Here is a 24,435-nt window from a genome sequence, read left to right as displayed (position 1 = left end):
GCCCGGGCGTCGGGGCGGCGGCCGCCGGATGCGCCGGCTACCCGCCCGGCTACCCGCCCGAAGACCCGCCCGCCTGCTCCCGCAGTGCCCGGAGCATCAGTTCCGCCAGGTGCAGCGCCCGCCGCCCGTCGGCCAGTTGGGCGATCTGGGTGCGGCAGCTGAAGCCGTCCGCGAGGATCACGGTGTCCGGTCCGGCGGCCCGGACCTCCGGGAGCAGCACCCGTTCGGCGATCGCCGCCGAGATCTCGTAGTGCCCGCGCTCGAAGCCGAAGTTGCCCGCGAGTCCGCAGCAGCCGGAGTCCAGGACCCGGTTCTCGACGCCCATCCGCCGCTCGATCCGGCGGTCCGCCGCGTTGCCGAGCACCGCGTGCTGGTGGCAGTGGGTCTGGGTGACGGCGTCCACCGGCAGTCGTGGCAGGGCCGCGTCCGGCGCGTACTCGTCGACGAACTCGGCGAAGGTGCGGGTGCGTTCGGCCAGGGGGCGGCCCTCGGCGCCGAGCAGGCGCGGCACTTCCTCGCGCAGGGTGGCGGTGCAGCTGGGGTCCATCCCGACGACGGGTGTGTCGGCGGGCAGGCCGGTGGCGGCGAGCGCGGTCAGGCTGCGGCGCATCACCCGCCGGGCGCCCGGGAGTTGGCCGGTGGAGTACCAGGTCAGGCCGCAGCAGACCGGCCCGGAGGGGAGCCGGACGTCGAAGCCGAGGTGTTCCAGGACCTCGACGGCCGCGCGCAGGACCTCCGGCTGGAGGTGGTCGGAGAAGGTGTCCGGCCAGAGCAGGACGGGCCGCGCGCCCAGCGCGGCCGGGTGCCCGGCCCGGTGCCGCCGGTACCAGCGGGTGAAGGTCTCCGGGGGCAGTACCGGCAGGGCCCGGCGGCCGTCGATGCCGCCGAGCCGTTTGAGCACCGGGGCGGCCGGTGAGCGGGCGATCGCGTTCACCAGGCCGGGCGCGAGCGCGGCGCCGCGCAGCCACAGCGGCAGCCGGCCCATCGCGTAGTGCGCGGCGGGCCTGGGCCGGTGCCGGTAGTGCTGGTAGAGGAACTCGCTCCGGTAGGTGGCCATGTCTACCTGGACCGGGCAGTCGCTCGCGCAGCCCTTGCAGCCCAGGCAGAGGTCCAGCGCCTCGCGTACCTCGGCGGACCGCCAGCCGTCCGTGATCGCGGCGCCAGCCCCGGCCCCGGCGCCGGGGAGTGTGCCGGGGAGCTGCCCGGCCCCGCGCAGCATCTCGGCGAGCAGCCGGGCCCGGCCCCGGGTGGAGTGCCGTTCCTCGCCGGTGGCCATGTAGCTCGGGCACATCACGCCGGTGGTCGGGTCGACGCACTTGCCGACCCCCACGCAACGGCGGACCGCCTTGGTGAGGCTGCCGTCGTCCTGCTCGTACGGCAGGGCGAGCGGCAGCTCCCGCACCGGGGGCCCGCCGAAGCGGAGGTCGGCGTCCAGCGGGCGCGGGTCGGCCGGGGCACCGGGGTTGAGCAGGTTCCCCGGGTCCCAGAGCTGCTTGAACTCGCGGAACAGGTCGATGACCTCGGGCGGGTACATGCGCGTCAGCAGTTCGCCCCGGGCCTGCCCGTCCCCGTGCTCGCCGGAGAGCGAACCGCCGTACGAGACCACCAGATCGGCCGCCTGCTCCATGAACTCCCGGAACACGGGCAGCCCTTGCGGCAGCGTGAGCGGGAAGTCGATCCGCAGGTGGACGCAGCCCTCGCCGAAGTGCCCGTACGGCACGCCGCGCAGGCCGTGGCGGCGCAGCAGCGCGCGCAGACCGCGCAGGTAGTCGCCGAGCCGCTCCGGCGGGACGGCCGAGTCCTCCCAGCCGGGCCACGCCTCGCCGCCGCCGGGCAGCCGGGTCACGATCCCGGCGCCGGCCTCGCGCACGGCCCAGAGCCGGCGCTGCTCGGCCGGGTCGGTGACCACGGCGGCGGTGGCGGTGCGTTCGCGCCGGACGGCGTCGACGAGCCGGCGGGCGGCGTCGAGGGCCTCGGCGGCGGTGGCGCCGCCGGCTTCGAGGAAGAGCCAGCAGGCGCCGTCGGGCAGCCGGTCGAGGGCCGGCGGGCGCGGTCCGGCGGCGAGCAGCGCGGCGATCAGGTCGGCGGACATGCCCTCGACGGTGAGCGGGCCGAGCGGCAGCAGGGCGGGCACGGCGTCGGCGGCGGCCGTCTCGTCCGGGTAGCCGGCCACCACCAGGGCGTGGGCGCGCGGCTCCTCGACCAGCCGGACGGTGGCGCCGAGCAGCAGCGCGCAGGTGCCCTCGGTGCCGGTGAGGGCGCGGGCCAGGTGGTGGCCGCGTTCGGGCAGCAGCGCGTCCAGCGGGTAGCCGGAGACCCGGCGGGGGAGTGCGGGCAGGCCGCGGCGGATGGTGCCGAGGTTCCGTTCGGTGAACTCCTGGAGCCGGTGGTGGAGCCGGCCCTCGGGGCCGGGCCGGGCGGCGAGGGCGGCGCGTTCGGCGGGGGTGAGGGGGCGGCCGACGGTCAGTTCGGTGCCGTCGGCGAGCAGCAGTTCCAGCGACTCGACGTTGTCGGCGGTGCGGCCCCAGGCCACCGAGTGCGCGCCGCAGGAGTCGTTGCCGATCATGCCGCCGAGGGTGCAGCGGCTGTGGGTGGACGGGTCCGGGCCGAACCGCAGGCCGTACGGGCGGGCGGCGCGCTGGAGGTCGTCGAGCACCGTGCCGGGCTGGACGCGGGCGGTCCGGCGCTCGGGGTCGATGTCGAGGACGGCGCCCAGGTGGCGGCGGAAGTCGAACACCACCGCGCCGGGGCCGATCGCCTGCCCGCCGATGCTGGTCCCGGCGCCGCGTGCCACCACGGGCACCCGGTGGCGGCGGCAGAGCGCGAGGGCGGCGCGCACGTCGTCGAGGTCGGCGGGCTTGACCACGCCGAGCGGGAGGTGGCGGTAGTTGGAGGCGTCATGGCTGTAGACGGTCCGCTCGGCGGCGCCGAAGCGGACCTCGCCGCGCAGGGCGGCGGCCAGTTCGTGGGCGAGGTCGCGGGCCGGTCCGCGCGCCGGACCGGTGCCGGGGGCGCTGTCGGGGGTGCTGTCGGGGCGGCTCACGCGTGGTCCTCCCGGGCGGTGGCGAACGGTCCCCGCCGATCATCGCAGCCCGCCCCGGACGACGGCGGGCGGACGGCACCCGGACGGAGCGCGGTGGAGCGCGGCGGACAGTGGGAGAAAGGCGCGCAGGCCGGTCACGCGGGCCGGACCCGGAGGGAAAACCCCTGGCGGCGGCCCCGGGGCTGTGGCACGGTCGGCCTTCGTGATCACTGAGAACCCCGACCGCCCCAAGAACCCTGACGACCCCCGCCGCTTCCTCGCCCATCTGCCGCCGGTCGGAGAGCGGCTGCCGATACCTGCGGACGCGGCGCCCTCCTGGTCGATCTTCCCCTACGAGGGCGAGCTGACCGTCCGTCCGCTGGAGGCCGCCGAGCTGCCCGAGCCCGCCCGGCACGGCGAGGCGGGGGCGGAGGAGTGCCACGAGTGCCGCCGCCCGGACGAGGACTTCGTCTGGACCGACGAGCACTGGCGGCTGCGGGAGTTCGACGCGCCCTACGGCCTGCCCGCGGTGCTGTTCCTCGGCCCGCGCGCGCACCACGACCTGACGGACCTCCCGCCGGCCCGGGCGGTCGAGCTCGGCCCGATGCTCCAGCGGGTGGAGCGGGCGATCCTCGCGCTCGGCGGCATCGGGCGCGTCCACGTGAACCGCTGGGGCGACGGCGGGGCCCACCTCCACCTGTGGCTGATCGCCCGCCCCGAGGGCCAGCGCCAGCTGATCGGTTCCACCCTCGCGCTCTGGATGGACCTGCTCCCGCCGCTGCCGGAGGACCTCCGTACGGACACCCTGCACCGCATCGCGACCGCCATGGCCGCCGACGGCGGCACGGCGCACGCCTGACCCGGGCGCCGGCCGGGCGCGGCGCCGACCCGCGCCGCCCCCGGTCCCGCCCCGGCCCGGTCCCGCCCCGGCCTCCTGCGCCCCGCCGTCAGCGGCGGCGGGAGGCGCCGGTGAGGGTGCCGGCGGCGATGTGCGACAGCTTGGCCACCTCGAACGCCGGGTAGGCGCCCCCGGCCAGCAGGGAGAACTTGACGCCCTCGCGGCCGCCCGGGCGGCGGTGACCGGTGGGCTGGAACCGCCGGTGGTGCTCGGCCGCGCGGTGGAAGAACTGCGGGCGCTCGGCCCGGGTGACGCAGCCGGCGAGGTCGAAGACGAACAGGTAGTGCCGGATCATCCGGGTGAACAGGACGTCCCGGACGGCCCCGGGCACGTCCAGCTCGTCCAGCAGCGCGAAGGTCCGCTCGTACTGGTCGAACAGGTCGAAGCTGCTGCTCCCCGGGGAGCCGGTCGGGTGGACGGTCTCACGGCGGCGCAGCTGCACGCAGGCGCGCGGCAGGACGGCGATCCGCCGGGCCGTCAGCATCGCCCGGTGGACGACGGGGATCTCCTCGTAGCGGCCCTCGGGGAAGGACAGCGCCTGCCCGCGCCAGTGCTCCTGCCGCACCAGGCGGTCCCAGATCAGCGGCGGCGCGCCCAGCAGCTCCGGCCGGTCCGCCGGGCCGGACACCTCGGGCCCGGCCTCGGCCAGCAGCGTCTCGGCGCCGCCCGGCCAGTCCCGGCCGGCGTGCTGGCGGGTGTGCCCGAACAGCAGCACGTCGACCGGCCCGGTCCGCTCCAGGTGGTCGGCGAAGGAGCTCAGGGCGTCGCGGGCGAGCAGGTGGTCCGCGTCGAGGAAGAGCAGGTACTCGCCGCGGGCCCGGGCGGCGCCCGCGTTGCGGCTGACGCCGACGCCGACCGCCGCGTCGAGCTGGAGGACGGAGACCTGGGGGTGCCGGGCGGCGTAGCGCTCGACCAGCTGGGCCGGGCAGTCGGGGGACCGGTCGGCGACCACCAGCACCTCGAAGTCGCGGAAGGACTGGGCGAGCAGCGAGTCCAGGCAGTCCGCCAGCTGTTTCTGCTGGTCGTAGGCGGGGATCACGACGCTGATCAGGGGTGAGGGCATGACGCCGGAGCGTAGGAGCGCCTGCGAACGGTGGCAAAGCCCTGACGGTCCGTAAATCCGATCAAGACCTACCAAATCGTATGGACGTACGCCATATCTTCACCGGCTGCCCCGGTCGCGTCCACGTCAGGAACGCGGACTCCGCCCCCGCCCCCGGGCGCCGGTTCGGCGCGCGGCATCCGGCGGCGGCGGGCAGTCTGGAGGCGACGCCGCGGGGCTGCCGCGGAACACCACGGGAGACCGCCCGGACGCCACCCGGACACCATGGGGGCGCCGCGGCGTCGCGCGGACGGAGGCGGGCATGGAGCAGCGGACGCGGCCGCCCCGGCACGGCGAGCTCACCGCCTTCCTGGTCCGGCTGACCACCGTCCTGCTCCGCAACAGCGGCGAGGGCGTCCAACGGCTGGAGCCGGAGGTCGCGGACGCGGCCCGGGCGTTCGGCGGCGCGGCCCGACTGCTGGTCGTCCCGGACGGCGCGGTGCTGACCGTCACGGCCGGCGGCGAGACCGGTACGGTGACCGTCCGGGCGTTCCCGGAGGTGTTCCGGCTGGACCAGCTCGCCGCCGTGAAACCGCTGCTGGCCGAGGTCACCGCCGGCCGGCTCGACCTGCCCGCCGCGGCCGCCCGGCTCGCCGCCATCGACGCCTCCCCGCCGCCGTACCCCTGGTGGGTGAAGGCGTTCGGGATCGTGATGTTCGCCGTCGGCTTCGCCCCGCTGATGCAGCCGACCTGGTGGGAGATCGGCTCCACCGCCGTCCTCGGCACGGCGAGCGCGGCGCTCGCCGTCGGCGCGTCCCGGTGGCCCCGGCTGGGCGCGGTGCTGCCGTTCGTCGCGGCCGTCCTGGTGTCGGTGATCGCGCTGCTGCTGTTCGCCCGGACCCCGGAGCACGGCGGGCCGGTGCTGATCATGCTGCCCGCGCTGTTCTTCTTCGTCCCCGGCGACTACCTGAGCGCCGCCGCCGCCGAACTCGCCGCGGGCCACATCACCCCCGGCGCGGTCCGGCTGGTGTACGCGGTGTTCCTGCTGCTCCAGCTGTACGTCGGGGTGCTGGTCGGACTCGCCGTCACCGGGCGGGACCGGCACGCCCTGTTCGACGTGGCCGCCGCGCAGGACCTGCCGCGCTGGGCGCTGTTCACGGCCTGGATCGTCTTCACGGCCGGCACCGTGCTGGCCTTCGCGATCCCGCTGCGGCTCGGGCCGTCGCTGCTGCTGCTGGTCTACCTGACGGTGGCGGTGCAGACCCTGTTCACCTGGCTGGCCGGCGAGGTCACCGGGACCTTCGTCGCCGCGCTCGCGCTCAGCGCCGCGGCGACCCGGGTCGCCGCCCGTCCGGCCGCGCCGCCGCGGCTGCTCCTGCTGCTGCCCGGCTTCTTCACCCTGACCGTCGGCTCGCTCGGCATGCGCGGGCTGACCGACCTGGCCGGCGGTCATCCGATCGCCGGCTTCCGTGATCTGACGCAGCTGGTGACGCTGGTGACGACGATCGCGGTGGGCCTGCTCGCGGGCGAGGTGCTGGCGGCCGCGCGGCGCGGGGAGTGAGCGGAGCCGGAGCCGGGGCCGGGGGCATCAGCGGGGGCCGAGCCGGGGCCAGGGGAGGGTGGGGGCCGGGCCGTCAGACGGAGCAGCCGGCCGCCGGGACGGGGTGCTCGGCCGGGTGCTCGTCGGGGCGCTCCGCTGGGCGGTCCGCCGGGGCGGCGACCAGCTCGCGCAGATACCAGTCGAGCCGGTTGCCGGTGGGTTCCATCACCCGCTCGGAGTACCGGAATCCGGCCCGCCGGGCGACCGCCGCCGAGAGGGTGTTCTCCGGATCGACCCGGATCACGCCCTCGGTCGCGCCCTCCCGCGCCGCGTACCGGCACACCAGGTGCACCGCCCGGGTCGCCAGGCCCCGTCCGCGCCAGGCGGGGTAGAGGCCGTAGGCGATGTTGACCTGCCCCCGGCCGAGGCACGGCATCGCGAACCGCAGGTCGATCGTGCCGACGAGCACCGGCGCCGAACCGGTCCGGATGCCGAACACCCGCGCCGGCCCCCGGTACGCCCAGTGCGCGGTGCACCGCCGCACGTACTCCTCGGTCGCCGCCCGGGTGCTCGGCCCACCGCTCAGCCAGCGCACCAGCTCGTCGTCCTCGCCCGCCAGGTGCGCGTCGATGTCCGCGGCCCGGAACGGGGTGAGCGTGACGACCCCGTCCGAGAGTCTCACCTGATCCATGCGCCCACTCTGGCCCGGCGCGTGCTCGCCGGGCCACTGGGATTTCGGCCAGCCCGCATTCGAACGGACCGTCCGCGAAGCACCGCGAATCGTCCTCGAACGAGCCCCCGGCGATCCCTCGGCGATGCCCGAACGAGCGGTGGGCGAGCCTCGAACGAGCCCCGGACCGCCCCCGGACGGTGCGGGGGCGGTCCGGAGGCACCGCGTCCGGAGGGTCCGCTCAGCGGCCGGTCCGCGACGTCGTGCCGCGCAGCAGGAGCGCCACCGCGACGGCCGCGAGGGCGACAACACCGGCGGAGGTCAGAACCGTCAGGTGCATGGCGCCGACGAAGGCGTCGCGGGCCCGGTCGGCGACCGGCGACCCGAACCGGGAGGCGGCGCCGAGGGAGGCGCGGGCCGCTTCGGCCAGCTGCGGCGGCAGCCCGGTGACGTCCACCCGGTCGCGGTAGCCGGCGGTCAGGACGCTGCCGAGCACCGCGATCCCGAGGGCGCCGCCCAGCTCCCGGGCCAGGTCGTTCATCGCCGAACCGACGTTCTGCAGGGAGCTCGGCAGGGCCTCGGTGATGGCCGTGGTGGCGGGCGTCATGGCGAGGCCCGAGCCCAGACCGAGCGGGAACAGAATGGCCGCCACCAGCCAGCCGGAACTGTCGGCGTCGAGCAGCGCGAGCGAGGCCATCGCGCCCGCGATCAGCAGCAGGCCCGCCACCCAGGGACCCCGCGCGCCGAACCGGTCGGTCAGCCGCGGGCTGAGCCGGGCGGCGGGCATCATCCCGAGCGCCATCGGCAGCAGCGCGACGGCCGCCGACAGCGCGCTGCGCTCCCGGACCAGCTGCAGGTACTGCATGATCACGAAGAGGTAGCCGAAGAAGGCGAAGAACTGGCACGTGATCGACAGCGTCCCGGCCGCGAACCGGCGCTCGCGGAACAGCCGGGGGTCCAGCAGCGGGTGCCGCCGCCGCAGCTCCCAGCGGACGAAGCCGGCCAGCAGCGCCAGCCCGGCGAGCGCGCCGACCAGGGTCCACGGGTCGGCCCAGCCCCGGACCGGCGCCTCGATCACCGCGTAGACCAGCGAGCCCAGACCGGCCACGGCCAGCAGGGCGCCGACGACGTCCAGCCGGGGCGCGTCCGGCTCGGCGGACTCCGGGACGAACAGCAGGGTGCCGGCCAGGGCCAGGACCGCCAGCACCACGTTCAGCACGAAGATCGACGGCCAGGACCACAGCTCCAGCAGGATGCCGGTGGCGAACAGGCCGAGCACCGCCGCCGCGCCCGCGACCGCCGCCCAGGCGGCGACACCCCGGGCCCGCCGCTCCGGCGGGAAGGTGCTGGTGATCGTCGACAGGGTGGCCGGCATCACCAGCGCCGCGCCGACGCCGAGCAGGGCGCGCAACGCGATCAGGGCACCGGGGTCGGTGGTCAGCGCGGCCAGCCCGGAGCCGGCGCCGAACAGCGCCAGGCCCACCAGCAGGGCGCGCCGCCGCCCGAACCGGTCCCCGATGGCGCCGGCCGGCAGCAGCAGGGCGGCGAACACCAGGCTGTAGGCGTCGATGATCCAGGACAGCTGGGTCTGGCTGCCGCCGGTGGCGCGGGCGATGTCCGGCAGGGCCACGTTGAGCGAGGCCATCCCGGCGACCACGGTGGCCAGCGCGAGACAGGTGACGAGGAGGACGGCGCGGTGGCGGCGGTCCGGGGCGGCGGCAGCGGCCGCCCGGTCGGGGGGCGCGGCGGTGGCGGGCATGGCAGGACTTCCTCACGCTGGTCGGTCGGTGCCCGACCAGCGTGGGCGTGCGGCGGCTAGCATTTCAACCATGATGAATTCTGGGGAAGCGGTGCCGGACGGAGCCCGGGCCGGGGCGCCGACCCGTGAGCCGACCCGTGAGCCGCCTCGGGCTCCGTCGGGGGAGCCGACCCGCGAGCCGTCAGGGGGGCCGACCCGTGAGCGGTCCGGGGAGCCCGGCGGGGAGCGCGCGACCCGCCGGGGCCGGCGCAGTGGGAACTCCGGGGCGAGGGAGCAGATCCTCGCCGTCGCCCGCCGCCGCTTCCTGGCCGAGGGGTACCACGCGGTCACGCTCCGGTCGGTGGCAGCCGAGGCGGGCGTGGACCTCGCGCTGGTCAGCTACTACTTCGGCAGCAAGAAGGGCCTGTTCGGGGCGGCCCTCGCCCTCACCGGGAACCCGGCGGTACTGCTGGCCGGAGCACTGGAGGGCGAACTGGAGACCTTCCCCGAGCGCGCCCTGCGGCTGCTCCTCGGAGTTTGGGACGCCCCCGACAGCGCGGGCCCGTTGCGCGCCATGATCGGCGGCTCGGCGCTGGACCCGGCGGTCGCGCAGTTGGTGGGCGAGGTCGTGCAGCGCGAGATGGTGGACCTGATCGCGGCCCGGCTCGGTGGCGCGGACGCCCGCCGGCGGGCCTGCCTGTTCGGCACCCAGCTGGCCGGGCTGATCATGGCCCGCTACGTGCTGCGCCTCCAACCGCTCGCCGCGCTGCCGGCCGATGAAATCGCGCGCTCCTATCTGCCGCTGCTGCGGCAGGCGCTGTGGGGGCGTTCAGGTGGTCCGGGTGGTCCCGGTGGCCCGGGTGGTGTCGGCGGGCGGCGGGTCGGAACGGCCCGGGCCTGACGGCGGACCTGTCCACACCCGGCGTGGGCCGGAGCCCGGCCGGGATCGGTATCCAGCGTGGGCCCGAGATCCAGCGTGGGCCGGAGCACCGCCGGGCCCGGCCACACCGCTGGGCCGGAGCACGGCCGGGCCCGGTAGACCCGCCGGGCCGGAGCGCCACTGGGCGTCGACTGCAGCCCGACCCCTGAGGGCCGCCGAACGCCGATCGTCGAGCGCCCACCGGGCCCTGAGGGCCGCCGATCGCGGGAGGCCGCCGAACTCCGGATCGCCGGAGGCCGTCCGGGTCGCGAACCCGCCCCCGGCCCGCATCCGCCCGGTGCCCCGAACGCCGCCGAGCCCGCAAGCGTGTGCCTGCGGGCTCGGGGGTGGGCGCTCCTATCGGCATTTTGCAAAGTGCGGCTTTGCAAAATGCGGGACAGCTGCCCAGGGCTGCTTCGGTGGTGCTGCACCGCCGGTCGGCCCTTGGCATTTTGCAAACAGCTCTTGTTTGCAAAATGCCAAGACCGTAGCCGTAGCCGTAGCCGTAGCCGTAGCCAAGGCCACGGTCACGGCCGAGCGCGGGAGTGGGGCCCAGGCTGGGCCGGGGTCGGCTCAGTACCAGTGGTGGGACTGCCAGAACGACCAGGCGCCGCACGGGCTGCCGTAGCGGGAGTTCATGTAGTCCAGGCCCCACTTGATCTGCGTGACGGGGTTGGTGCGCCAGTCGGAGCCGGCCGAGGCCATCTTGGAGCCGGGCAGGGCCTGGACCAGGCCGTAGGCGCCGGAGGAGGCATTGGTCGCGGTGACGTTCCAGCTGCTCTCGCGGGACACGATGTTGTTGAAGCACTGGAGCTGGCCGGCCGGGACGATCTGGGCGGCGATCTCGCGCGGGCTGCCGGAGTAGGTCGGCTTGCTGTTCAGCGCGGAACGCTCCTGCGAGCGGGAGGCGGCGGCGTCGGACTTCGCCTTGGCGTCGGCCTGGGCCTTCGCCGCGGCCTGGGCGTCGGCCTGCGCGGCGGCGGCATCAGCCTCGGCCTGTGCGGCGGCCTGCGCGTCGGCCTGGGCCTGGGCGTCGGCCTGTGCCTTGGTGTCCGCCTCGGCCTGCGCCTGCGCGGCCGCCTGCCCGTCCGCCGAGATCCCGTCGGTGGTGGCGGCCACCGCGGCGACGGGCGCCTCGGCGACGGCGGTGCCGCTCTCCGGGATGGCGAGGGCGGCGGTGGCCGCGCTCGCCACCACGAGGGTGGCGATACCGGTGATCAGCGAGTTACGGCGGGCATGGCTGAGCTGCATGGAGCGGACAATCCTTTTCCGTCGGGGTGCCGTCAGGACCTGGGTGGCCGTCGGGGCGTGCCGTCCCCGGGGTGGGGGCGGCGGCGCGGGCGCCGGGCATCACGCGGGTTCCGCTCGGGTGAGCGGCCCGCGGTGGCGTACGGGACGGCCGTGGTGCGTGCCCCGTCGAAGGTGCGGGGCGGCGGGAGCTGCGCGGCGGGGGGACCGGCCGCGCTGCCTGGCGACGGACCATTCTTGGCAGAGCCCGGAACGGGCGGCAAAGGCGCCGGCTACTACGGTCGGTAGTGGCACGAAGGCGCCGAAACGGCGAAGTGCCCGACCCATGGCGGGCACTTCGATACGATTTGTCCGTTTTGATGAATCGATGGCACAGGCCCCGGGATCGTCGACGAACGATCGGCCCGAAGCGGCTGACCGCCTGCGTTCTTCGGGTCCGTGGTGACCGGTCCGCCGTCCCGGTCGAATGCCGGACCGACGGGCCCGGGTCGGGAGCGGCGAATGCCTTCGCCGTCCACCACTATCGGCGGCAGTAGATCGCCGGAGCCCTGTGGGGGGCCTCACACGCGGGCGCGGCGATCCGCACGCGGTGTGACGGTGCGGTCACGAGCTCCGGGCGGCCGGCCCGGCAACCCGCTCCGGTCACGCGCTCCGGTCACGCGCTCCGGTCACGCGCTCCGGTACGGGTTCGGCTCCGCGGGTCGGGGCGCACCGGCGTAGGAGTCCTTCACGTACGGGTTCTCGGGGTACGGGTTCTCGGCGTAGGGGTTGGCCGTCGCGGGCCGCTGTGCCCGGTACTCCGGCAGGTCCGGGACCTCCGCCGGGCCCGGAGCCTCCCCGCTCGCGGCCTCCGCACCCGCCCCGTCCCCGTCCCCGTCCCCGTCCTCGTCCGCCATGGGCTCCTCCTCCACCGGCACCAGGTCGCGGGCCAGCAGGGTCGCCCCGGCGACGGCGCCGGGCATGGCGACCACCGTCACCAGCGGGACCAGGAACCCCAGCACCAGCGGCACGCCGAAGCCGAAGGCCAGCCCGAGCCGCCCGCGCAGCAGCCGCAGCCGCTCCCGTTGCGGCACCCCGCGCCGCTGCAGGGCGACCGAGGTCAGCTCCAGGGTGAGGAAGAAGCCGGAGACCAGGAAGCCCAGCACGGGGACGACGGTCTGCCCGACCACCGGGATGAACCCGGCCGCGAACAGCAGCACGCCGAACCCGCCCGCCCGGACCAGGACGAAGAGGCTGTCCCGGGCCGCCACCACCAGTTCCCGCCAGAGCGGCACGTCCGGCGGGGTCGGCGCGCCGCCCTCGGTCTCGTCGACCTTCTCGCAGAGTTCCTCGTAGAAGGGCTGGCCGACCAGCAGGGTGACCGCGGTGAAGGTGAGCACGGACAGCAGCAGCCCGCCGACGAACACCAGCGTCGCGAGCGTGGTGCGCAGCAGGTCCTGCCAGAACGAGGTCCAGTGGTCGGCGAACGGGGTGGCCCAGGCGGCGATGTCCCCGGCCCAGCCGCCGAGGAAGAAGAGCGCCACCACGTAGCCGGCCAGGGTGATCAGTGCCGGGATCATCCCGAACGCCCACCAGCGGCCGTGCCGCGCCACCCACTTCTGGCCCTTGGCCAGGTACCCCATCCCCGCTGCAAGATCTCGCATGAGGGGAAGGGTAGGTGCTGACGGGTCGCCGGGTCATGTCCGTCCCGTCACGGAACGGAACCGGACGTGCCTGGCCGGGGAGCCAGGTGGAGCAGCCGGAGCAGGCAGAGGGCGGAGCAGCCGGAGCCGCCGGAGCAGGCAGAGGGCGGAGCAGCCGGAGCCGCCGGAGCAGGCAGAGGGCGGAGCAGGCGGCGCAGGCGGAGGAGACGGCCGGGGTGGCGGGGAGAACCGGGTGCCGGAAACGGCACCGGGCCCGGGAGCCTCCGCAACGGCTCCCGGGCCCGGTGCCCGCGGACGGTACTGCGCGCCGGCTCAGGATGCCGGCGCCTCCGCCGCGGCCCGCCGCCGACGGCCCACCACGGCCGACGCCGTCAGCACGATGGCCGCGGCGACCAGCGACAGGTACATCTGCTTCCGACCGTCGGCATCGGTGAACATGTACGCCATCACGAACCCGATCATGCCGATCGCGGTCCAGGTGAGGTACGGGTACAGCCACATCCGGACGGTCAGCCGCTCCGGCATCTCACGCTCGATGATCCGGCGCATACGGAGCTGGGAGAAGCAGATCACGAGCCACACGAAGAGCGCCACCGCGCCGGAGGAGTTGAGCAGGAAGGAGAAGACAGTGTCGGGAGAGGTGTAGTTGAAGAAGACGGCCACGAAGCCGAACACCACCGAGGACAGGATCGCCACCCGCGGCACGCCGCGCCGGGTGACCGTCGCGAAGGCGCGGGGCGCGTCGCCGCGCTGGCCGAGCGAGAAGGCCATCCGGGAGGCGGTGTACATGCCCGAGTTGAGGCAGGACAGCACGGCGGTGAGGACGATCACGTCCATCACCCGGCCGGCGCCGGGGATGCCCACGTGCTCCAGCACCGCGACGTAGGGGCTGCCCTTGACGGCCGCGGAGTCCCACGGCAGCAAGGTCACCACGAGCAGGATCGAACCGAGGTAGAAGACGCCGATCCGCCAGATCACGCTGTTGGTGGCCTTGCTGACCGCCTTCTCCGGGTCCTCGGACTCGCCGGCGGCCAGGGTGACGATCTCGCTGCCCATGAAGGCGAAGACGACGGTGAGCATGCCGGTGAAGACCGCGCCCACCCCGTGCGGCAGGAAGCCGCCGTGACCGGTCAGGTTGCTGGTGCCGACCGCGTGGGTGCCGGGCAGCAGGCCGAACGCGGCCAGGGTCGCGACCACCAGGAAGGCGGCGATGGCCACCACCTTGATGCCGGCGAACCAGAACTCGAACTCGCCGTAGGAGGCGACGGAGCCCAGGTTGGTCGCGGTCAGCACGGCCATCACGATCAGGGCGAACGCCCACTGCGGGACGCCCGGCATCCAGCCGTTGAGGATCTTCGCGCCGGCGGTGGCCTCGACGGCCAGCACCACGACCCAGAAGAACCAGTACAGCCAGCCGATGCTGAATCCGGCCCAGCGGCCGAGCGCCCGGTCCGCGTACGCGGAGAAGGAACCGCTCTGCGGGTCGGCCGCGGCCATCTCGCCGAGCATCCGCATCACCAGGACGACCAGCACACCGGCCAGCGCGTAGGAGAGCAGGATGCCGGGGCCGGTGGCCGCGATGCCCGCGCCCGAGCCGACGAACAGGCCGGCGCCGATCACGCCGCCGATGGCGATCATCGACAGGTGGCGGTTCTTGAGCCCGGCCTTGAGGTGGCCGTCGCCGCCTTGGCCCTGCCCGGTGGGGTGGCGTTCAGCGGAGTCACGGGGCGGAGGGGATCCGGCCCGGGTGGTGGTGTCCGCACTCATCGTGGGGTGCCCTGTGCCTTTCCGGCGCGGCCCGACTCTCGGCTCGATCACCGGAGGGTGGGGGGACGGATCCGCGCATTGCGGTGCAACCTAACCTCTACCTCCGGGTATCGGAACAAGGCATCGGGAACTGTTCGCTCAGCGGACGTAAAGGCCCAGGTCAGGGTGGGTGAACTGGTGTCCGGGAAAGCTCAGATCTGACGCATCGCCAGTAACTCGGGGCCCTCCCGGGGGGTTTGTCGGGGCGCCGTTCATACTGGCGGCGTGATGATCGTCCTCGTGGTGCTCGGCGTCCTCCTCGTGCTCGCCCTGCTGACCCTCGTCCACTGGTACCTCTGGCGCCGGCTGGTGCGCGACGTCTCGGCACCCGGCGGCCCCTGGCGCCGGACCGGCACGGTGCTCGCCGTCGTCCTGCCGCTGCTCTCGGTGGGGGCGCTGGTCGGCGGGCGGGCGTTCCCGATAGCGGTCGAGCGCTGGTTCGCCTGGCCGGGCTACCTCTGGCTGGCGGTGCTGCTGTACCTGCTGCTGGCGCTCGCCGTCGGGGAACTGCTCCGGCCGCTGCTGCTCCGCCTGCCGTCCCGGACCCGATCGGCGGTGTCGGCCGCGTCGACGCCGGACGGACCCGCAGTGGACGGGCCCGAAGCGGACGGGCCCGAAGCGGACGGGCCCGAAGCGGACGGGAGCGCGCCGGACGGGCCCGCGCCCGCCACCCCGGCCAGCGGTCCCGCCGCCCCGACGGCCGCCCCCGTCCCCGCCGCGCCCTCGCCGGAACGGCGGCTGTTCGTCGCCCGCGCGGTCGCGATCGGCGCCTCCGGCGCGGCGGCGGCCGTGGTCGGCAACGGAATGTACGGGGTGCTGCGCGGGCCGAAGCTCAAGCAGGTGACCGTCCCGCTCGCCAAGCTGCCGGCCGCCGCGCACGGCTACCGGATCGCGGTGGTCAGCGACATCCACCTCGGCCCGATCCTCGGCCGCGCCCACACCCAGCGGATCGTCGACACCATCAACGCCGCCCGGCCCGACCTGATCACGATCGTGGGCGACCTGGTCGACGGCACGGTGCCGGAGCTCGGACGGGACGCCGAGCCGCTGGCACGGCTCCGGGCCCGCGACGGGGCCTACTTCGTCACCGGCAACCACGAGTACTTCTCCGGCGCGGCGCCCTGGGTGGACTTCGTCCGCGAGCTGGGCGTCCACCCGCTGCAGAACGCCCGGGTCGAACTCGGCGGCTTCGACCTGGCGGGGGTCAACGACATCGCCGGGGAGCGCGAGGGTGACGGCCCCGACTTCGGGCGGGCGCTCGGGGACCGTGACCCGGCCCGCACCTCCGTCCTGCTCTCGCACCAGCCGGTAACCATCCACGACGCGGTCCGGCACGGCGTCGACCTCCAGTTGTCCGGACACACCCACGGCGGCCAGCTGTGGCCGGGCAACTACATCGCGGAACTGGCCAACCCGACCGTCGCGGGCCTGGAGCGGTACGGTGACACCCAGCTGTACGTCACCCGCGGCGCCGGCGCCTGGGGCCCGCCCGTGCGGGTCGGCGCCCCGTCCGACATCACCATCGTCACGCTCGCCTCGCTCCGGGCCTGAGCGACGGCCTGCGGGGTGCGGCCCGCGGGGTCCGGGGGACGGGGGCCAGGGGGCGGGGGCCGGGCGCTTCAGGCTTCGGTGACGTCCAGGAGGACGACCCGGCCGTCCGGATCGAGGCGGAGCCGGGCGGCCAGCAGGGCCGGGATGTCGCTCTCCCGGGAGTATCCCGGCACAAGGGTGACCTCCGCCCGCCGTACACCGGGGCGGCCGGCCAAGGCGTAGCGGACGCGGTAGGTCGTGGTGTCCGGCGGCGGGGGCGGTCGGGTGTCGCGCACGGTGCGTCCACCTCCGTTCCGCCGTCCATTGTCCGCCGGTCGGCGGCCGGTGGCCGATCGGGGCAAACCCGGGCAGAGTGGGAGTCTCCGGGGCCGGGCGCCCCGGCCGGTGCGACCCGTCGCGCGACCGACCGCGAACCGACGGGCGGGCTCCGGGAAGGAGCGACCCCATGCAGACCACCTGGAAGGGGACGATCAGCTTCGGCCTGGTCTCCATCCCCGTCCACCTGTACTCCGCCACCAAGGAGCACGACGTCCCCCTGCACCAGGTGCACGCCAAGGACGGCGGGCGGGTGCGGATGAAGCGGTACTGCGAGGAGGAGGAGAAGGAGGTCCCGTACGCGGAGATCGCCAAGGGCTACGAGTCCCCGGACGGCCGGACGGTCACCCTCACCGACGAGGACCTCGCCGACCTTCCGCTGCCCAGCAAGAAGATCATCGACGTGCTCGCCTTCGTCGACGAGGGCGAGATCGATCCGCTGATGTTCTCCAAGGCGTACTACGTCGGTGTCGCCGACAAGGCGGCCTCGAAGCCGTACGCGCTGCTGCGCGACGCGCTGGTGGAGTCCGGACAGATCGCCGTCACCAAGATCGCGCTGCGCAGCCGGGAGTCGCCGGCCGTGCTCCGGGTGCACGACGGCACGTTGGTGCTGCAGACCTGCATCTGGCCCGACGAGGTCCGCCCGGCGGCGGGGATCGCGCCCGAGGAGGACATCACCGTCCGGCCGCAGGAGTTGCGGATGGCGCGTTCGCTGATGGAGACCCTCTCCGAGGACTTCGACCTGGAACAGCTCCACGACGACTACCAGCAGGCGCTCCAACAGGTGATCGAGGCGCGCTTGCAGGGGGTCGAGATCCCGCACGAGGAGGAGGCGGGGGAGGCGCCGGACAACGTCATCGACCTGATGGAGGCGCTGCGCAGCAGTCTGCGGCGGGCCAAGGACGCCCATCCGGACCGGACCGGCGCCGACGGGACCGAGGCCGGGGCGGAGCCGGGGGAGGCGGAGGCCGGGTCGGTCGAGGAGCGGCCGCCGCCGCGCGGACGTGCCGCCGCGAAGAGCACGGCGGCCCCGAGGGCGAAGACGGCGAAGACGGCGACAAGGACGACGGCTCCGAAGGCGACGGCCTCGAAACCGTCGGCCGCCACGAGCAGGAAGTCCACGACCGCGAAGCAGCCCGCCACCGCGCAGAAGGCCGCGACCGACAAGAAGAGCACGGCCAGGAGCACGGCCACGAAAAAGAGCACGACCGCCACGAGCACGACCGCGAGAAGCACGACCGCGAAGAGCACGACCGCCAAGAAGAGCACCACCACGACCCGGAAGCCCGCCGCTCCCCGGAGGGCCTCGTGACCTCCCCCCTCACCCCCGGAGGCGATTCCCGATGGACCTGATCACCTACAAGGCACAGGACACCGGCCCCGACGCGCCCGCCCACCCGAGCCCGGCGCACCGGGTCTGGCACTGGTTGTGCAGTCTCTCCCCGACGGCCGTGGTCTTCCTGGTCGGCCTCTCGATCGGTCTGGGCGCGATCGGCACCCAGGCTTCGCTGACCTGGTTGATCGTCTTCAGCGTCATCTGGGGCGTGACCGTGCTGGCGCTGGTCGGCGTCGTCGCCCGATGGGCCACACCGGGCCGGGGCCGTCACCGGATGGCCACCTGACCCGCCCCGGGAGCATCCCGGCCCCGGCCCCGTCGGTCCCCGTTCCAGTCCCACGTCCGGTCCCCGGCCCTGTCCCCGAGCCCGCGCTCGGGGACAGGGCCGGGGACCGGCGCTCAGCCCTTGAAGAGGTTGTGGCCGACATCGGAGGGGACGATCTCCTTGACCGGCGTACTGCCGTCGTCGGGCACCCGCGCGCCGGGCACCGGCTCGTCGCTCTCGCGGTGCAGCAGCACCACCCCGTCCTCGCCCCAGACCTGCCGGTAGCCGTGGGCCAGCAGCAGATCGATCCGCTCGGCCTGCTCGGCCGAGGTCTGGAACGGGAAGGTCCGGGTGTCGGAGCGGATCAGGACGTAGTCGCGCCCGCGCGGCACGCCGTCCACCAGGACCACGTCGGTGCGGCCGACCAGTCGCGGCACCACCTGGTTGTCGGCCTCCACCAGGGCGCCGTCCGGGATCTGCGCGGCGCCCCGGACCAGGGCCGCGTTGCTCGCGGAGGGGCGCCAGAAGGCGGGGGTCAGCAGACTGACCCCGCCCAGCAGCAGGCTGCTCACCAGGGAGATCGCGACGGCTGCGAGGCCCAGGCCGTAGCCGGTGCGCCGGTGCCGCCCGCCCCGGGCGTGCAGGCGGCCGAGCGCCTCCAGGGTGGCGGTGAGCAGTACCGGCCACAGGAAGGCGTCGTAGTGGTGGGCGATCGACCAGTGGTTGGGGTTGTCCGACAGGACGCGTTCGGCGAGCAGCGGCAGCAGGCAGAGCGTGGTGGCGGAGCGCAGCGGCAGCAGCAGCAGGGTGCCGAACAGCCAGAGCAGCAGCAGCGGTTTGACGGTGGCGTTGGTGGCGACCTGGACGAGCAGCAGGGGGTCCCCGAGCACATTGCCGAACGCGGTCCCGGCGTCCGGGCCGAGCGGGCCGTACACCCAGTAGTAGTCGGGCTTGCCGCCCATACCGGGGATCAGTTCGACGATGGCGAGCGCGGAGGCCAGCGGGCCGCCGATCAGCAGGCCGGCGCCGTAGGCGAGGGCGCGCCGGTCCCCGGCCCGTTCGCCCTGCCGGTCGCCGCGCGGGCGGCCGCGCCAGAGCAGGACCAGGCCGTACATGCCGACCAGAAGGCCGAGGTCCTCCTTGGTGAGGCAGAGCAGGGCGGCGGCGAGGGCGGCGGTGCCGTAGCGGCGGGCCAGGCCGCGTTCGAGCATCAGCAGGATGAGCGGGACGGCGAAGGCGACCTCGTGGAAGCCGCCCCGGCCGGCGGCGAGCAGGGGCCAGCCGAGGCCGTAGACGAGGCCGGCCAGGTCGGCGACCCGGCGTACGGTCCGCAGTCGCGCGGGATCGTCCCCGGCCGGGTGCCCGTCCCCGTCCCCGTCCCGGTCCTCGGTCCCCGCTTCGCCGCCGTCGGTCGGCGGGGTGAAGCAGCGCACCGCGATCCGGCGGATCAGCGGGACCCCGGCGGCGAGCAGCAGCGCCTGTCCGAGGATCAGGGTCCGCGGGTCCTCCCAGATCCAGTAGAGCGGCGCGAGCGCGGCCAGGATCGGGGAGAAGTGGTCGCCCAGCAGGGAGAAGGAGGGCGGGAACTCGTGGTGGTAGCTCTTGACCGGCGAGATCGGCAGTTCTAAGTGGGCGTAGCCGGCCACGCCCTGGTGGAAGATGCCGAGGTCGAAGCCGCCCAGCAGGACCGCCGACCACTGCTGGAGTCCGCAGGCCGCGGTGACGGCGAAGCAGAGCAGCGTGAGGACGGCGGTCCGGCGGCCGGAGAGCGCGGCGGCGCCGGGCGCGGGCGGGCGTCCGGTGCGCGGCAGCAGCGGTCGGCTCGGGCGGGTGGACGGGCTGAGCCCGGTTTCGACTGGCACGGGATCCCTGGAGTGGTCGGGGGCGGGGGTCGGGGCTGCTGTCCGGGCGGGCCGCGGTGCGGCGGGCGCCGGATCAGCCGGCCGCGGGTGCGGCGGGCGCCGGTGGGTCGGCCGCCGCGGGTGGTGCGGTGCCTGGGGCGCGCCGCAGCAGGGTGATGCCGTGGTCGCTGCGCACGACCTGGTAGCCGCTGTGCTTGACGGTGGTGAGCTCCTGCCGCTCGCGCTCGGGCGGCAGCGGCCAGCCCATCGGCTGTCCCTCGTCGACCACGATCCATTCGGCCGTCGCCCAGTTCTGCGGCCAGCCGAAGACGATGACCTCGCAGCGGTTGGTCAGCTGCGGCACCAGCCGGTTGGACGCGGCGACCCGGGCGTCGTCCGGGATGTCGGCGAGCACGGAGCGGGCGGCCTCGACCCGGGCCGGGGTCCGCCACAGTTCGGTGGAGAAGAGCTGCCCGAACGCGAAGCCGGGGAGCAGCGCCAGGGTGACCGTCAGACTGACCGGCAGTGCCGCGCGGGCGATCCGGCGGGGCAGCGGCCGCTGCCAGGCGCGGGCCCTCACCAGCACGTCGACGAAGGCCGCGAAGACGATCGGCATCAGGACGGCGCTGTAGTGGTAACCGGTGCCCCAGTAGGCCGGGTTGTTGGAGAGCAGCCGCCAGCCGAGGGTGGGCAGGGCGACGATCATCAGCGGGGAGCGGGCGGCCAGCAGCACGGTCGGTGCCAGCAGCAGCAGGACGGTGGTGACCTTCTCGCCCGGGGTGACCAGGTCGAGCGGCAGGGTGAGCAGGTTCCGCCCGCCGGAGCCGCCGCTGAGGTTGTCCCAGTAGGCGAAGCTGCCGCCGGGGCTCATGGCCGGGAGCAGCACCAGGAGTTCGAGCAGCGAGGAGCCGATGCCGAGGAGGATTCCGGCCACGCCCACACGCCGGTCGCCGCGCCACAGGATGTAGGCGCCGACGGCGGCCACGGTGATGCCGAGGTCCTCCTTGACCAGGACCAGCGGCGCGGCCCAGGCGAGGGCGGCGGTCCAGCGCCGTTCGCCGAGCGCGACGACGGAGAAGGCGACCAGCGGGACGGCGAAGGTGATCTCGTGGAAGTCGAAGCCGAGGGCGGAGGCGAGCCCCCAGGAGAGCCCGTAGCCGACCCCGGTGACCCCGGCGGCGATCGGTCCGAGCTCGCGCAACGCCCAGCGGGTGATCGGGAAGGCGGCCACGGCGACCAGGGCGGACTGGGCCAGCAGCAGGAGCTTCGCGGAGGGCCAGAGCCAGTAGAACGGGGCGAGGGCGGCGAGGGCGGGGGAGAAGTGGTCGCCCAGCAGATTGAAGCCGGGGCCCTTGAGTTCGACGATCGGGCCGCGGCCCTCGGCGTAGCCGCGGACGCCCTGCTCGAAGATCCCGAGATCGTACCCGCTGGTGAGGAGGAGTTCATGACGGCGGATGGTGAAAAAAGCGTAGACCAGGAACAGGGTGAGGGTGACCGCCCAGGGGATGAAGCGCACCCGCCGATCGGCGGGGGACGCCGCGCTCGACGGTTCGTCACCCTCCGTCCTGCGTTGAAGTGCTGATGTGAGTGTACTAATTGTCACTGAACATCCCCGTCGTTCCGGGTGCGAGTGGTCTGCGGCCGATTCTTGTTCGACGCCTCGGGGTGGCGGGCGGGTTCAGCCACGGGCGAACGCCGCCGGGCGTGTCGGCCCCGGGCGGGCACCGTAGCATGGAGAAGCCCTCCCCGGCGATTGAGGCGCCGGGGAGGGTTCCTATTCTCTGCCTGTTCGTCAGATCATCATGTTGGCTTGATGATCACTGATCTGACGGACATTCACCGCCACTGCTGGTACGAGCCGCCGTTGCCGCTCAGGGCGTAGACGTCGCCATTGCCGTTGCTGTCCAGGTAGAGGCCGGTCGCGAGGTTCCGGTAGGTGTGCCCGTAGGAGCCGTTCCCGCGGACCCACTTCTGGTAGCTGCCGCCGTTGCAGCTCAGGGTGTAGACGTTGCCGTTGCCGTTGGAGTCGAGGCAGAAGCCGGTGGCCTTGTTGCGCAGGGTGAAGGTGGAGCCGCCCAGGTCGCCGGCGTACCAGCGCTGGTACGAGCCGCCGTTGCCGGGGAGGGTGTAGACGTTTCCGTTGCCGTTGCTGTCCAGGTAGCGGCTGGTGGCGACGTTCTGGAGGGTGATCTCACTGGTGGCGGCGCTCGCCTGGCCGGCGGCCAGAACGGTCGCGCCGCCGGCCAGGACGGCGGTCGAGGCGACGAGGGCGACGGTGCGCTGGAGGAGATTCATCGCATTTCCTTCCCGTGGTGACCGGCCCTCCGGCCGGTCGTTGAGGAACATATCCGGAAATGCGGGATGGCGATATTACCGGCCAGATCGAGGGTCTTTCTTCGGCCACTGGCAATAGAGCCGTATAAATGCTCTGAATATTAGCGCAATAATTCACGTCAGTTTGTCGGCGAAGGGATTTCTGTGGAGGTTCTGGCCGGACCCTGTGAAGGGTGGCGGGTTCCCCTTCGGGTGGCGGGCCGGGGACAACCGGGCAAATCGGAGCAATCAACCGTGCCCGAACTTGGCCGGATCCGGCCGGGGCGCACGGCCCCGGCCGGGGGCGCGAAGGTCGCGCGGGGGGAGCGGAGTCAGGCGATCCACACCGTGGTGACGTTGCAGAACTCCTTGATGCCGTGGCCCGACAGCTCACGGCCGAAGCCGGAGCGCTTGACGCCGCCGAACGGCAGTGCCGGGTGCGAGGCGGTCATGCCGTTGAAGAAGACCCCGCCCGCCTGGATGTCCCGGACGAACCGCTCCTGCTCCGCCGGGTCCTCGGTCCAGACGTTGGAGCTGAGCCCGAACGGGGTGTCGTTGGCCAGCGCCACCGCCTCGTCCAGATCCGCCACCCGGTAGACCGTGGCCACCGGGCCGAAGGTCTCCTCAAGATGGATCCGCATCCGCGGCGTGATGCCGGTCAGCACCGTCGGCTCGTAGAACCAGCCCGCCTCCAGGCCCTCCGGCCGCCGCCCGCCGCACTCCACCCGGGCCCCGTGCGCCCGGGCGTCCTCGACCAGCTCGGAGATGTCGTCCCGGCCCTGGCTGCTGGCCAGCGGGCCGACCTGGGTCGCCTCGTCCATCGGGTCGCCGACCCGCAGCGCCCGCATGGCCTCGGTGAACGCGGTGGTGAACCGGTCGTAGACCTCGGCGTGCACGATGAATCGCTTGGCGGCGATGCAGGACTGGCCGTTGTTCTGCGCCCGCGCGGTGACGGCGGTGGCCGCGGCGGCGTCCACGTCCGCGCTCGGCATCACCACGTACGGGTCGCTGCCACCCAGCTCCAGCACCGCCTTCTTGACCTCGTCGGCGGCCGCCGCCGCGACCGCCCGCCCGGCCGGCTCGCTGCCGGTCAGCGTCACCGCGGCCACCCGGGGATCGCGGACCACGCCCTCGACCGCGCCCGAGCCGATCAGCAGGGTCTGGAAGCAGCCCTCCGGGAAGCCGGCCCGCCGGAACAGTTCCTCCAGCGCCACCGCCGTGCGCGGCACGTTGGACGCGTGCTTGAGCAGCCCGACGTTGCCCGCCATCAGCGCCGGCGCGGCGAACCGCACCACCTGCCAGAACGGGAAGTTCCACGGCATCACCGCCAGTACCGCGCCCAGCGGCCGGTAGCGCACATAGGCGCGGGCCGCCCCGGCGTCGGCCACGTCGGCCGGCTCCGGGTGCTCGTCGGCGAGCAGCGCCTCGGCGTTCTCGGCGTACCAGCGCATCGCCTTGGCGCACTTGGCGGCCTCGGCGCGGGCGGCCGCGATCGGCTTGCCCATCTCCTCGGTCATCGTCCGGGCGACCGTCTCGCGGTCCTCGTCGAGCAGTTCGGCGGCGCGGCGCAGCAGTCCGGCGCGCTGGGCGAAGGAGGTGGTGCGGTAGGTGCGGAAGGCCGCCTCGGCGCGGGCCAGCCGCTGTTCCAGACCGGCCGCGTCCAGCGGCTCGAAGGTCTCCAGGGTCTCGCCGGTCGCCGGGTTCACGCTTGCGATGGGCATCGGGGCCCCTCCCAGGGGTGCGCGGGGGTGGAGGTGTCGGTCCTCCCACCCTGGCCCACCGCCCGGGCCCGGGGCACCACCGCCGCCCGGCGTGTCCCGGCGGACGCCTCTTCCCGGCCGCTCCGAGCCGCTCGCGGCCGTCAGGGGGCCGGGGCTACTCCGGCAGCGCCTCCGCCCGGACCGCGGCGTCACGGGCCCGCGCGCCCGCCCTGGTCCGCCCGGCGGTGACCAGGCGGTTGGGGAAGCGGTGCAGGTACTCGGCCTCCAGCTGCCCGGTGCGCAGGGTGTGCCGCTTCAGGGCGTCCTCCGACCCGTACAGGAAGGTTTCGTGCCTGGTCCGGTGCAGCTGCTCCAGCTCGTGCAGCAGCGTGTCGTTGCCCAGGGCGTGCGGGGAGATGCCCTGCGGCCTGGCGTGCGCGGTGTCGGGTTGCGCCATGTCCACTGCCTCCTCGGAACGGGAACCCCCCGAAGGGGGTGTCGGCACCCCCTGGGGCGTGTTTGCACATTCGCGTCGGACCAGGCCGCGGCGTTGGGCGCCCGGCTGGGCGTGCGCCCGAATCGTCCTCG

The 24,435-nt window shown here is 74.3% G+C and carries 19 protein-coding genes; 6 read left to right on the top strand and 13 right to left on the bottom strand.

The window, feature by feature from the left end; all coding sequences use genetic code 11:
- Nucleotides 1–49 precede the first annotated feature (49 nt).
- Nucleotides 50–3,043, bottom strand: a complete 2,994-nt coding sequence (locus ACIQ9P_RS31165; protein ID WP_402363580.1) for an FAD-binding and (Fe-S)-binding domain-containing protein — start codon at nt 3,041–3,043, stop codon at nt 50–52.
- 202 nt (nt 3,044–3,245) lie between these two features.
- On the opposite strand from ACIQ9P_RS31165, the gene ACIQ9P_RS31160 reads away from it, so the two are divergent.
- Entirely contained in the window at nt 3,246–3,881 is a 636-nt protein-coding gene (locus tag ACIQ9P_RS31160; protein WP_402363577.1) for a hypothetical protein, read from the top strand.
- A gap of 88 nt (nt 3,882–3,969) precedes the next feature.
- On the opposite strand, the gene ACIQ9P_RS31155 is transcribed toward ACIQ9P_RS31160, so the two are convergent.
- Nucleotides 3,970–4,983 carry a glycosyltransferase family 2 protein gene (locus ACIQ9P_RS31155; RefSeq protein ID WP_402363574.1) on the bottom strand — a complete coding sequence of 338 codons (1,014 nt, stop codon included), beginning with the start codon at nt 4,981–4,983 and terminating at the stop codon, nt 3,970–3,972.
- Between the two features lie 301 nt (nt 4,984–5,284).
- Between ACIQ9P_RS31155 and ACIQ9P_RS31150 the strand changes: the two genes are divergently transcribed.
- Entirely contained in the window at nt 5,285–6,523 is a 1,239-nt protein-coding gene (locus ACIQ9P_RS31150; RefSeq protein WP_402363571.1) for a threonine/serine exporter family protein, read from the top strand.
- Nucleotides 6,524–6,596: 73 nt separating this feature from the next.
- Here the strand turns inward: ACIQ9P_RS31150 and ACIQ9P_RS31145 are convergent, their stop codons facing one another.
- The gene (locus ACIQ9P_RS31145) at nt 6,597–7,193 is read right to left on the bottom strand and encodes a GNAT family N-acetyltransferase (protein ID WP_402363568.1); all 597 of its coding nucleotides are present in this window, start codon (nt 7,191–7,193) and stop codon (nt 6,597–6,599) included.
- Between the two features lie 220 nt (nt 7,194–7,413).
- Nucleotides 7,414–8,931 (bottom strand): MFS transporter, encoded by a 1,518-nt coding sequence (locus ACIQ9P_RS31140; RefSeq protein ID WP_402363565.1) that lies wholly within the window; start codon nt 8,929–8,931, stop codon nt 7,414–7,416.
- Between ACIQ9P_RS31140 and ACIQ9P_RS31135 the strand changes: the two genes are divergently transcribed.
- On the top strand, nt 8,930–9,811 hold the full coding sequence (locus ACIQ9P_RS31135) for a TetR family transcriptional regulator (RefSeq protein WP_402363563.1): 882 nt from the start codon (nt 8,930–8,932) through the stop codon (nt 9,809–9,811). The two genes, ACIQ9P_RS31140 and ACIQ9P_RS31135, sit on opposite strands and share 2 nt — an antisense overlap.
- Before the next feature lie 591 nt (nt 9,812–10,402).
- Here ACIQ9P_RS31135 and ACIQ9P_RS31130 read toward each other — a convergent pair.
- The 3 genes from ACIQ9P_RS31130 to ACIQ9P_RS31120 form a co-directional block, all read right to left on the bottom strand.
- On the bottom strand, nt 10,403–11,080 hold the full coding sequence (locus ACIQ9P_RS31130) for a transglycosylase SLT domain-containing protein (protein ID WP_402363560.1): 678 nt from the start codon (nt 11,078–11,080) through the stop codon (nt 10,403–10,405).
- A 665-nt stretch (nt 11,081–11,745) separates the two neighbouring features.
- Entirely contained in the window at nt 11,746–12,720 is a 975-nt protein-coding gene (locus ACIQ9P_RS31125) for an EI24 domain-containing protein (RefSeq protein WP_402363557.1), read from the bottom strand.
- Between the two features lie 312 nt (nt 12,721–13,032).
- Nucleotides 13,033–14,487, bottom strand: a complete 1,455-nt coding sequence (locus ACIQ9P_RS31120) for an amino acid permease (RefSeq protein ID WP_402363554.1) — start codon at nt 14,485–14,487, stop codon at nt 13,033–13,035.
- 267 nt (nt 14,488–14,754) lie between these two features.
- Between ACIQ9P_RS31120 and ACIQ9P_RS31115 the strand changes: the two genes are divergently transcribed.
- Nucleotides 14,755–16,077 (top strand): metallophosphoesterase, encoded by a 1,323-nt coding sequence (locus ACIQ9P_RS31115; protein WP_402363898.1) that lies wholly within the window; start codon nt 14,755–14,757, stop codon nt 16,075–16,077.
- Nucleotides 16,078–16,145: 68 nt separating this feature from the next.
- On the opposite strand, the gene ACIQ9P_RS31110 is transcribed toward ACIQ9P_RS31115, so the two are convergent.
- Complete coding sequence (locus ACIQ9P_RS31110) at nt 16,146–16,352, bottom strand: hypothetical protein (RefSeq protein WP_402363551.1); 207 nt, start codon at nt 16,350–16,352, stop codon at nt 16,146–16,148.
- A gap of 170 nt (nt 16,353–16,522) precedes the next feature.
- Here ACIQ9P_RS31110 and ACIQ9P_RS31105 point away from each other — a divergent pair, with 170 nt between their 5' ends.
- Entirely contained in the window at nt 16,523–17,704 is a 1,182-nt protein-coding gene (locus tag ACIQ9P_RS31105) for a Ku protein (protein ID WP_402363548.1), read from the top strand.
- Between the two features lie 31 nt (nt 17,705–17,735).
- Complete coding sequence (locus tag ACIQ9P_RS31100) at nt 17,736–18,014, top strand: hypothetical protein (protein WP_402363545.1); 279 nt, start codon at nt 17,736–17,738, stop codon at nt 18,012–18,014.
- Nucleotides 18,015–18,127: 113 nt separating this feature from the next.
- Here the strand turns inward: ACIQ9P_RS31100 and ACIQ9P_RS31095 are convergent, their stop codons facing one another.
- The 5 genes from ACIQ9P_RS31095 to ACIQ9P_RS31075 all read right to left on the bottom strand — a co-directional run bounded on the left by ACIQ9P_RS31095 (nt 18,128) and on the right by ACIQ9P_RS31075 (nt 24,304).
- The gene (locus ACIQ9P_RS31095; protein ID WP_402363541.1) at nt 18,128–19,855 is read right to left on the bottom strand and encodes a DUF2079 domain-containing protein; all 1,728 of its coding nucleotides are present in this window, start codon (nt 19,853–19,855) and stop codon (nt 18,128–18,130) included.
- A gap of 73 nt (nt 19,856–19,928) precedes the next feature.
- Nucleotides 19,929–21,350 (bottom strand): DUF2079 domain-containing protein, encoded by a 1,422-nt coding sequence (locus tag ACIQ9P_RS31090; RefSeq protein ID WP_402363538.1) that lies wholly within the window; start codon nt 21,348–21,350, stop codon nt 19,929–19,931.
- A 320-nt stretch (nt 21,351–21,670) separates the two neighbouring features.
- Nucleotides 21,671–22,129 carry an RICIN domain-containing protein gene (locus ACIQ9P_RS31085; protein WP_402363535.1) on the bottom strand — a complete coding sequence of 153 codons (459 nt, stop codon included), beginning with the start codon at nt 22,127–22,129 and terminating at the stop codon, nt 21,671–21,673.
- Between the two features lie 350 nt (nt 22,130–22,479).
- The gene (locus ACIQ9P_RS31080; protein WP_402363532.1) at nt 22,480–23,868 is read right to left on the bottom strand and encodes an NADP-dependent succinic semialdehyde dehydrogenase; all 1,389 of its coding nucleotides are present in this window, start codon (nt 23,866–23,868) and stop codon (nt 22,480–22,482) included.
- A gap of 154 nt (nt 23,869–24,022) precedes the next feature.
- Nucleotides 24,023–24,304 (bottom strand): DUF6158 family protein, encoded by a 282-nt coding sequence (locus tag ACIQ9P_RS31075; protein WP_402363529.1) that lies wholly within the window; start codon nt 24,302–24,304, stop codon nt 24,023–24,025.
- Between the last annotated feature and the right edge of the window lie 131 nt (nt 24,305–24,435).

Origin of the sequence: Kitasatospora sp. NPDC094019 (assembly GCF_044764505.1) — a bacterium.
Taxonomy (GTDB): domain Bacteria; phylum Actinomycetota; class Actinomycetes; order Streptomycetales; family Streptomycetaceae; genus Kitasatospora.
The sequence above is the reverse complement of the archived record's forward strand: the minus strand, read 5'-3'. Positions and strand labels throughout refer to the sequence as shown.

Excerpts from the sequence above, each read along its gene's own strand:
- ACIQ9P_RS31080 (WP_402363532.1), bottom strand. The coding sequence starts at position 23,868 with ATGCCCATCGCAAGCGTGAACCCGGCGACCGGCGAGACCCTGGAGACC.
- ACIQ9P_RS31155 (WP_402363574.1), bottom strand. The coding sequence starts at position 4,983 with ATGCCCTCACCCCTGATCAGCGTCGTGATCCCCGCCTACGACCAGCAG.
- ACIQ9P_RS31140 (WP_402363565.1), bottom strand. The coding sequence starts at position 8,931 with ATGCCCGCCACCGCCGCGCCCCCCGACCGGGCGGCCGCTGCCGCCGCC.
- ACIQ9P_RS31075 (WP_402363529.1), bottom strand. The coding sequence starts at position 24,304 with ATGGCGCAACCCGACACCGCGCACGCCAGGCCGCAGGGCATCTCCCCG.
- ACIQ9P_RS31105 (WP_402363548.1), top strand. The coding sequence starts at position 16,523 with ATGCAGACCACCTGGAAGGGGACGATCAGCTTCGGCCTGGTCTCCATC.
- ACIQ9P_RS31100 (WP_402363545.1), top strand. The coding sequence starts at position 17,736 with ATGGACCTGATCACCTACAAGGCACAGGACACCGGCCCCGACGCGCCC.
- ACIQ9P_RS31115 (WP_402363898.1), top strand. The coding sequence starts at position 14,755 with ATGATCGTCCTCGTGGTGCTCGGCGTCCTCCTCGTGCTCGCCCTGCTG.
- ACIQ9P_RS31120 (WP_402363554.1), bottom strand. The coding sequence starts at position 14,487 with ATGAGTGCGGACACCACCACCCGGGCCGGATCCCCTCCGCCCCGTGAC.
- ACIQ9P_RS31125 (WP_402363557.1), bottom strand. The coding sequence starts at position 12,720 with ATGCGAGATCTTGCAGCGGGGATGGGGTACCTGGCCAAGGGCCAGAAG.
- ACIQ9P_RS31135 (WP_402363563.1), top strand. The coding sequence starts at position 8,930 with ATGGCAGGACTTCCTCACGCTGGTCGGTCGGTGCCCGACCAGCGTGGG.
- ACIQ9P_RS31145 (WP_402363568.1), bottom strand. The coding sequence starts at position 7,193 with ATGGATCAGGTGAGACTCTCGGACGGGGTCGTCACGCTCACCCCGTTC.
- ACIQ9P_RS31150 (WP_402363571.1), top strand. The coding sequence starts at position 5,285 with ATGGAGCAGCGGACGCGGCCGCCCCGGCACGGCGAGCTCACCGCCTTC.
- ACIQ9P_RS31130 (WP_402363560.1), bottom strand. The coding sequence starts at position 11,080 with ATGCAGCTCAGCCATGCCCGCCGTAACTCGCTGATCACCGGTATCGCC.
- ACIQ9P_RS31085 (WP_402363535.1), bottom strand. The coding sequence starts at position 22,129 with ATGAATCTCCTCCAGCGCACCGTCGCCCTCGTCGCCTCGACCGCCGTC.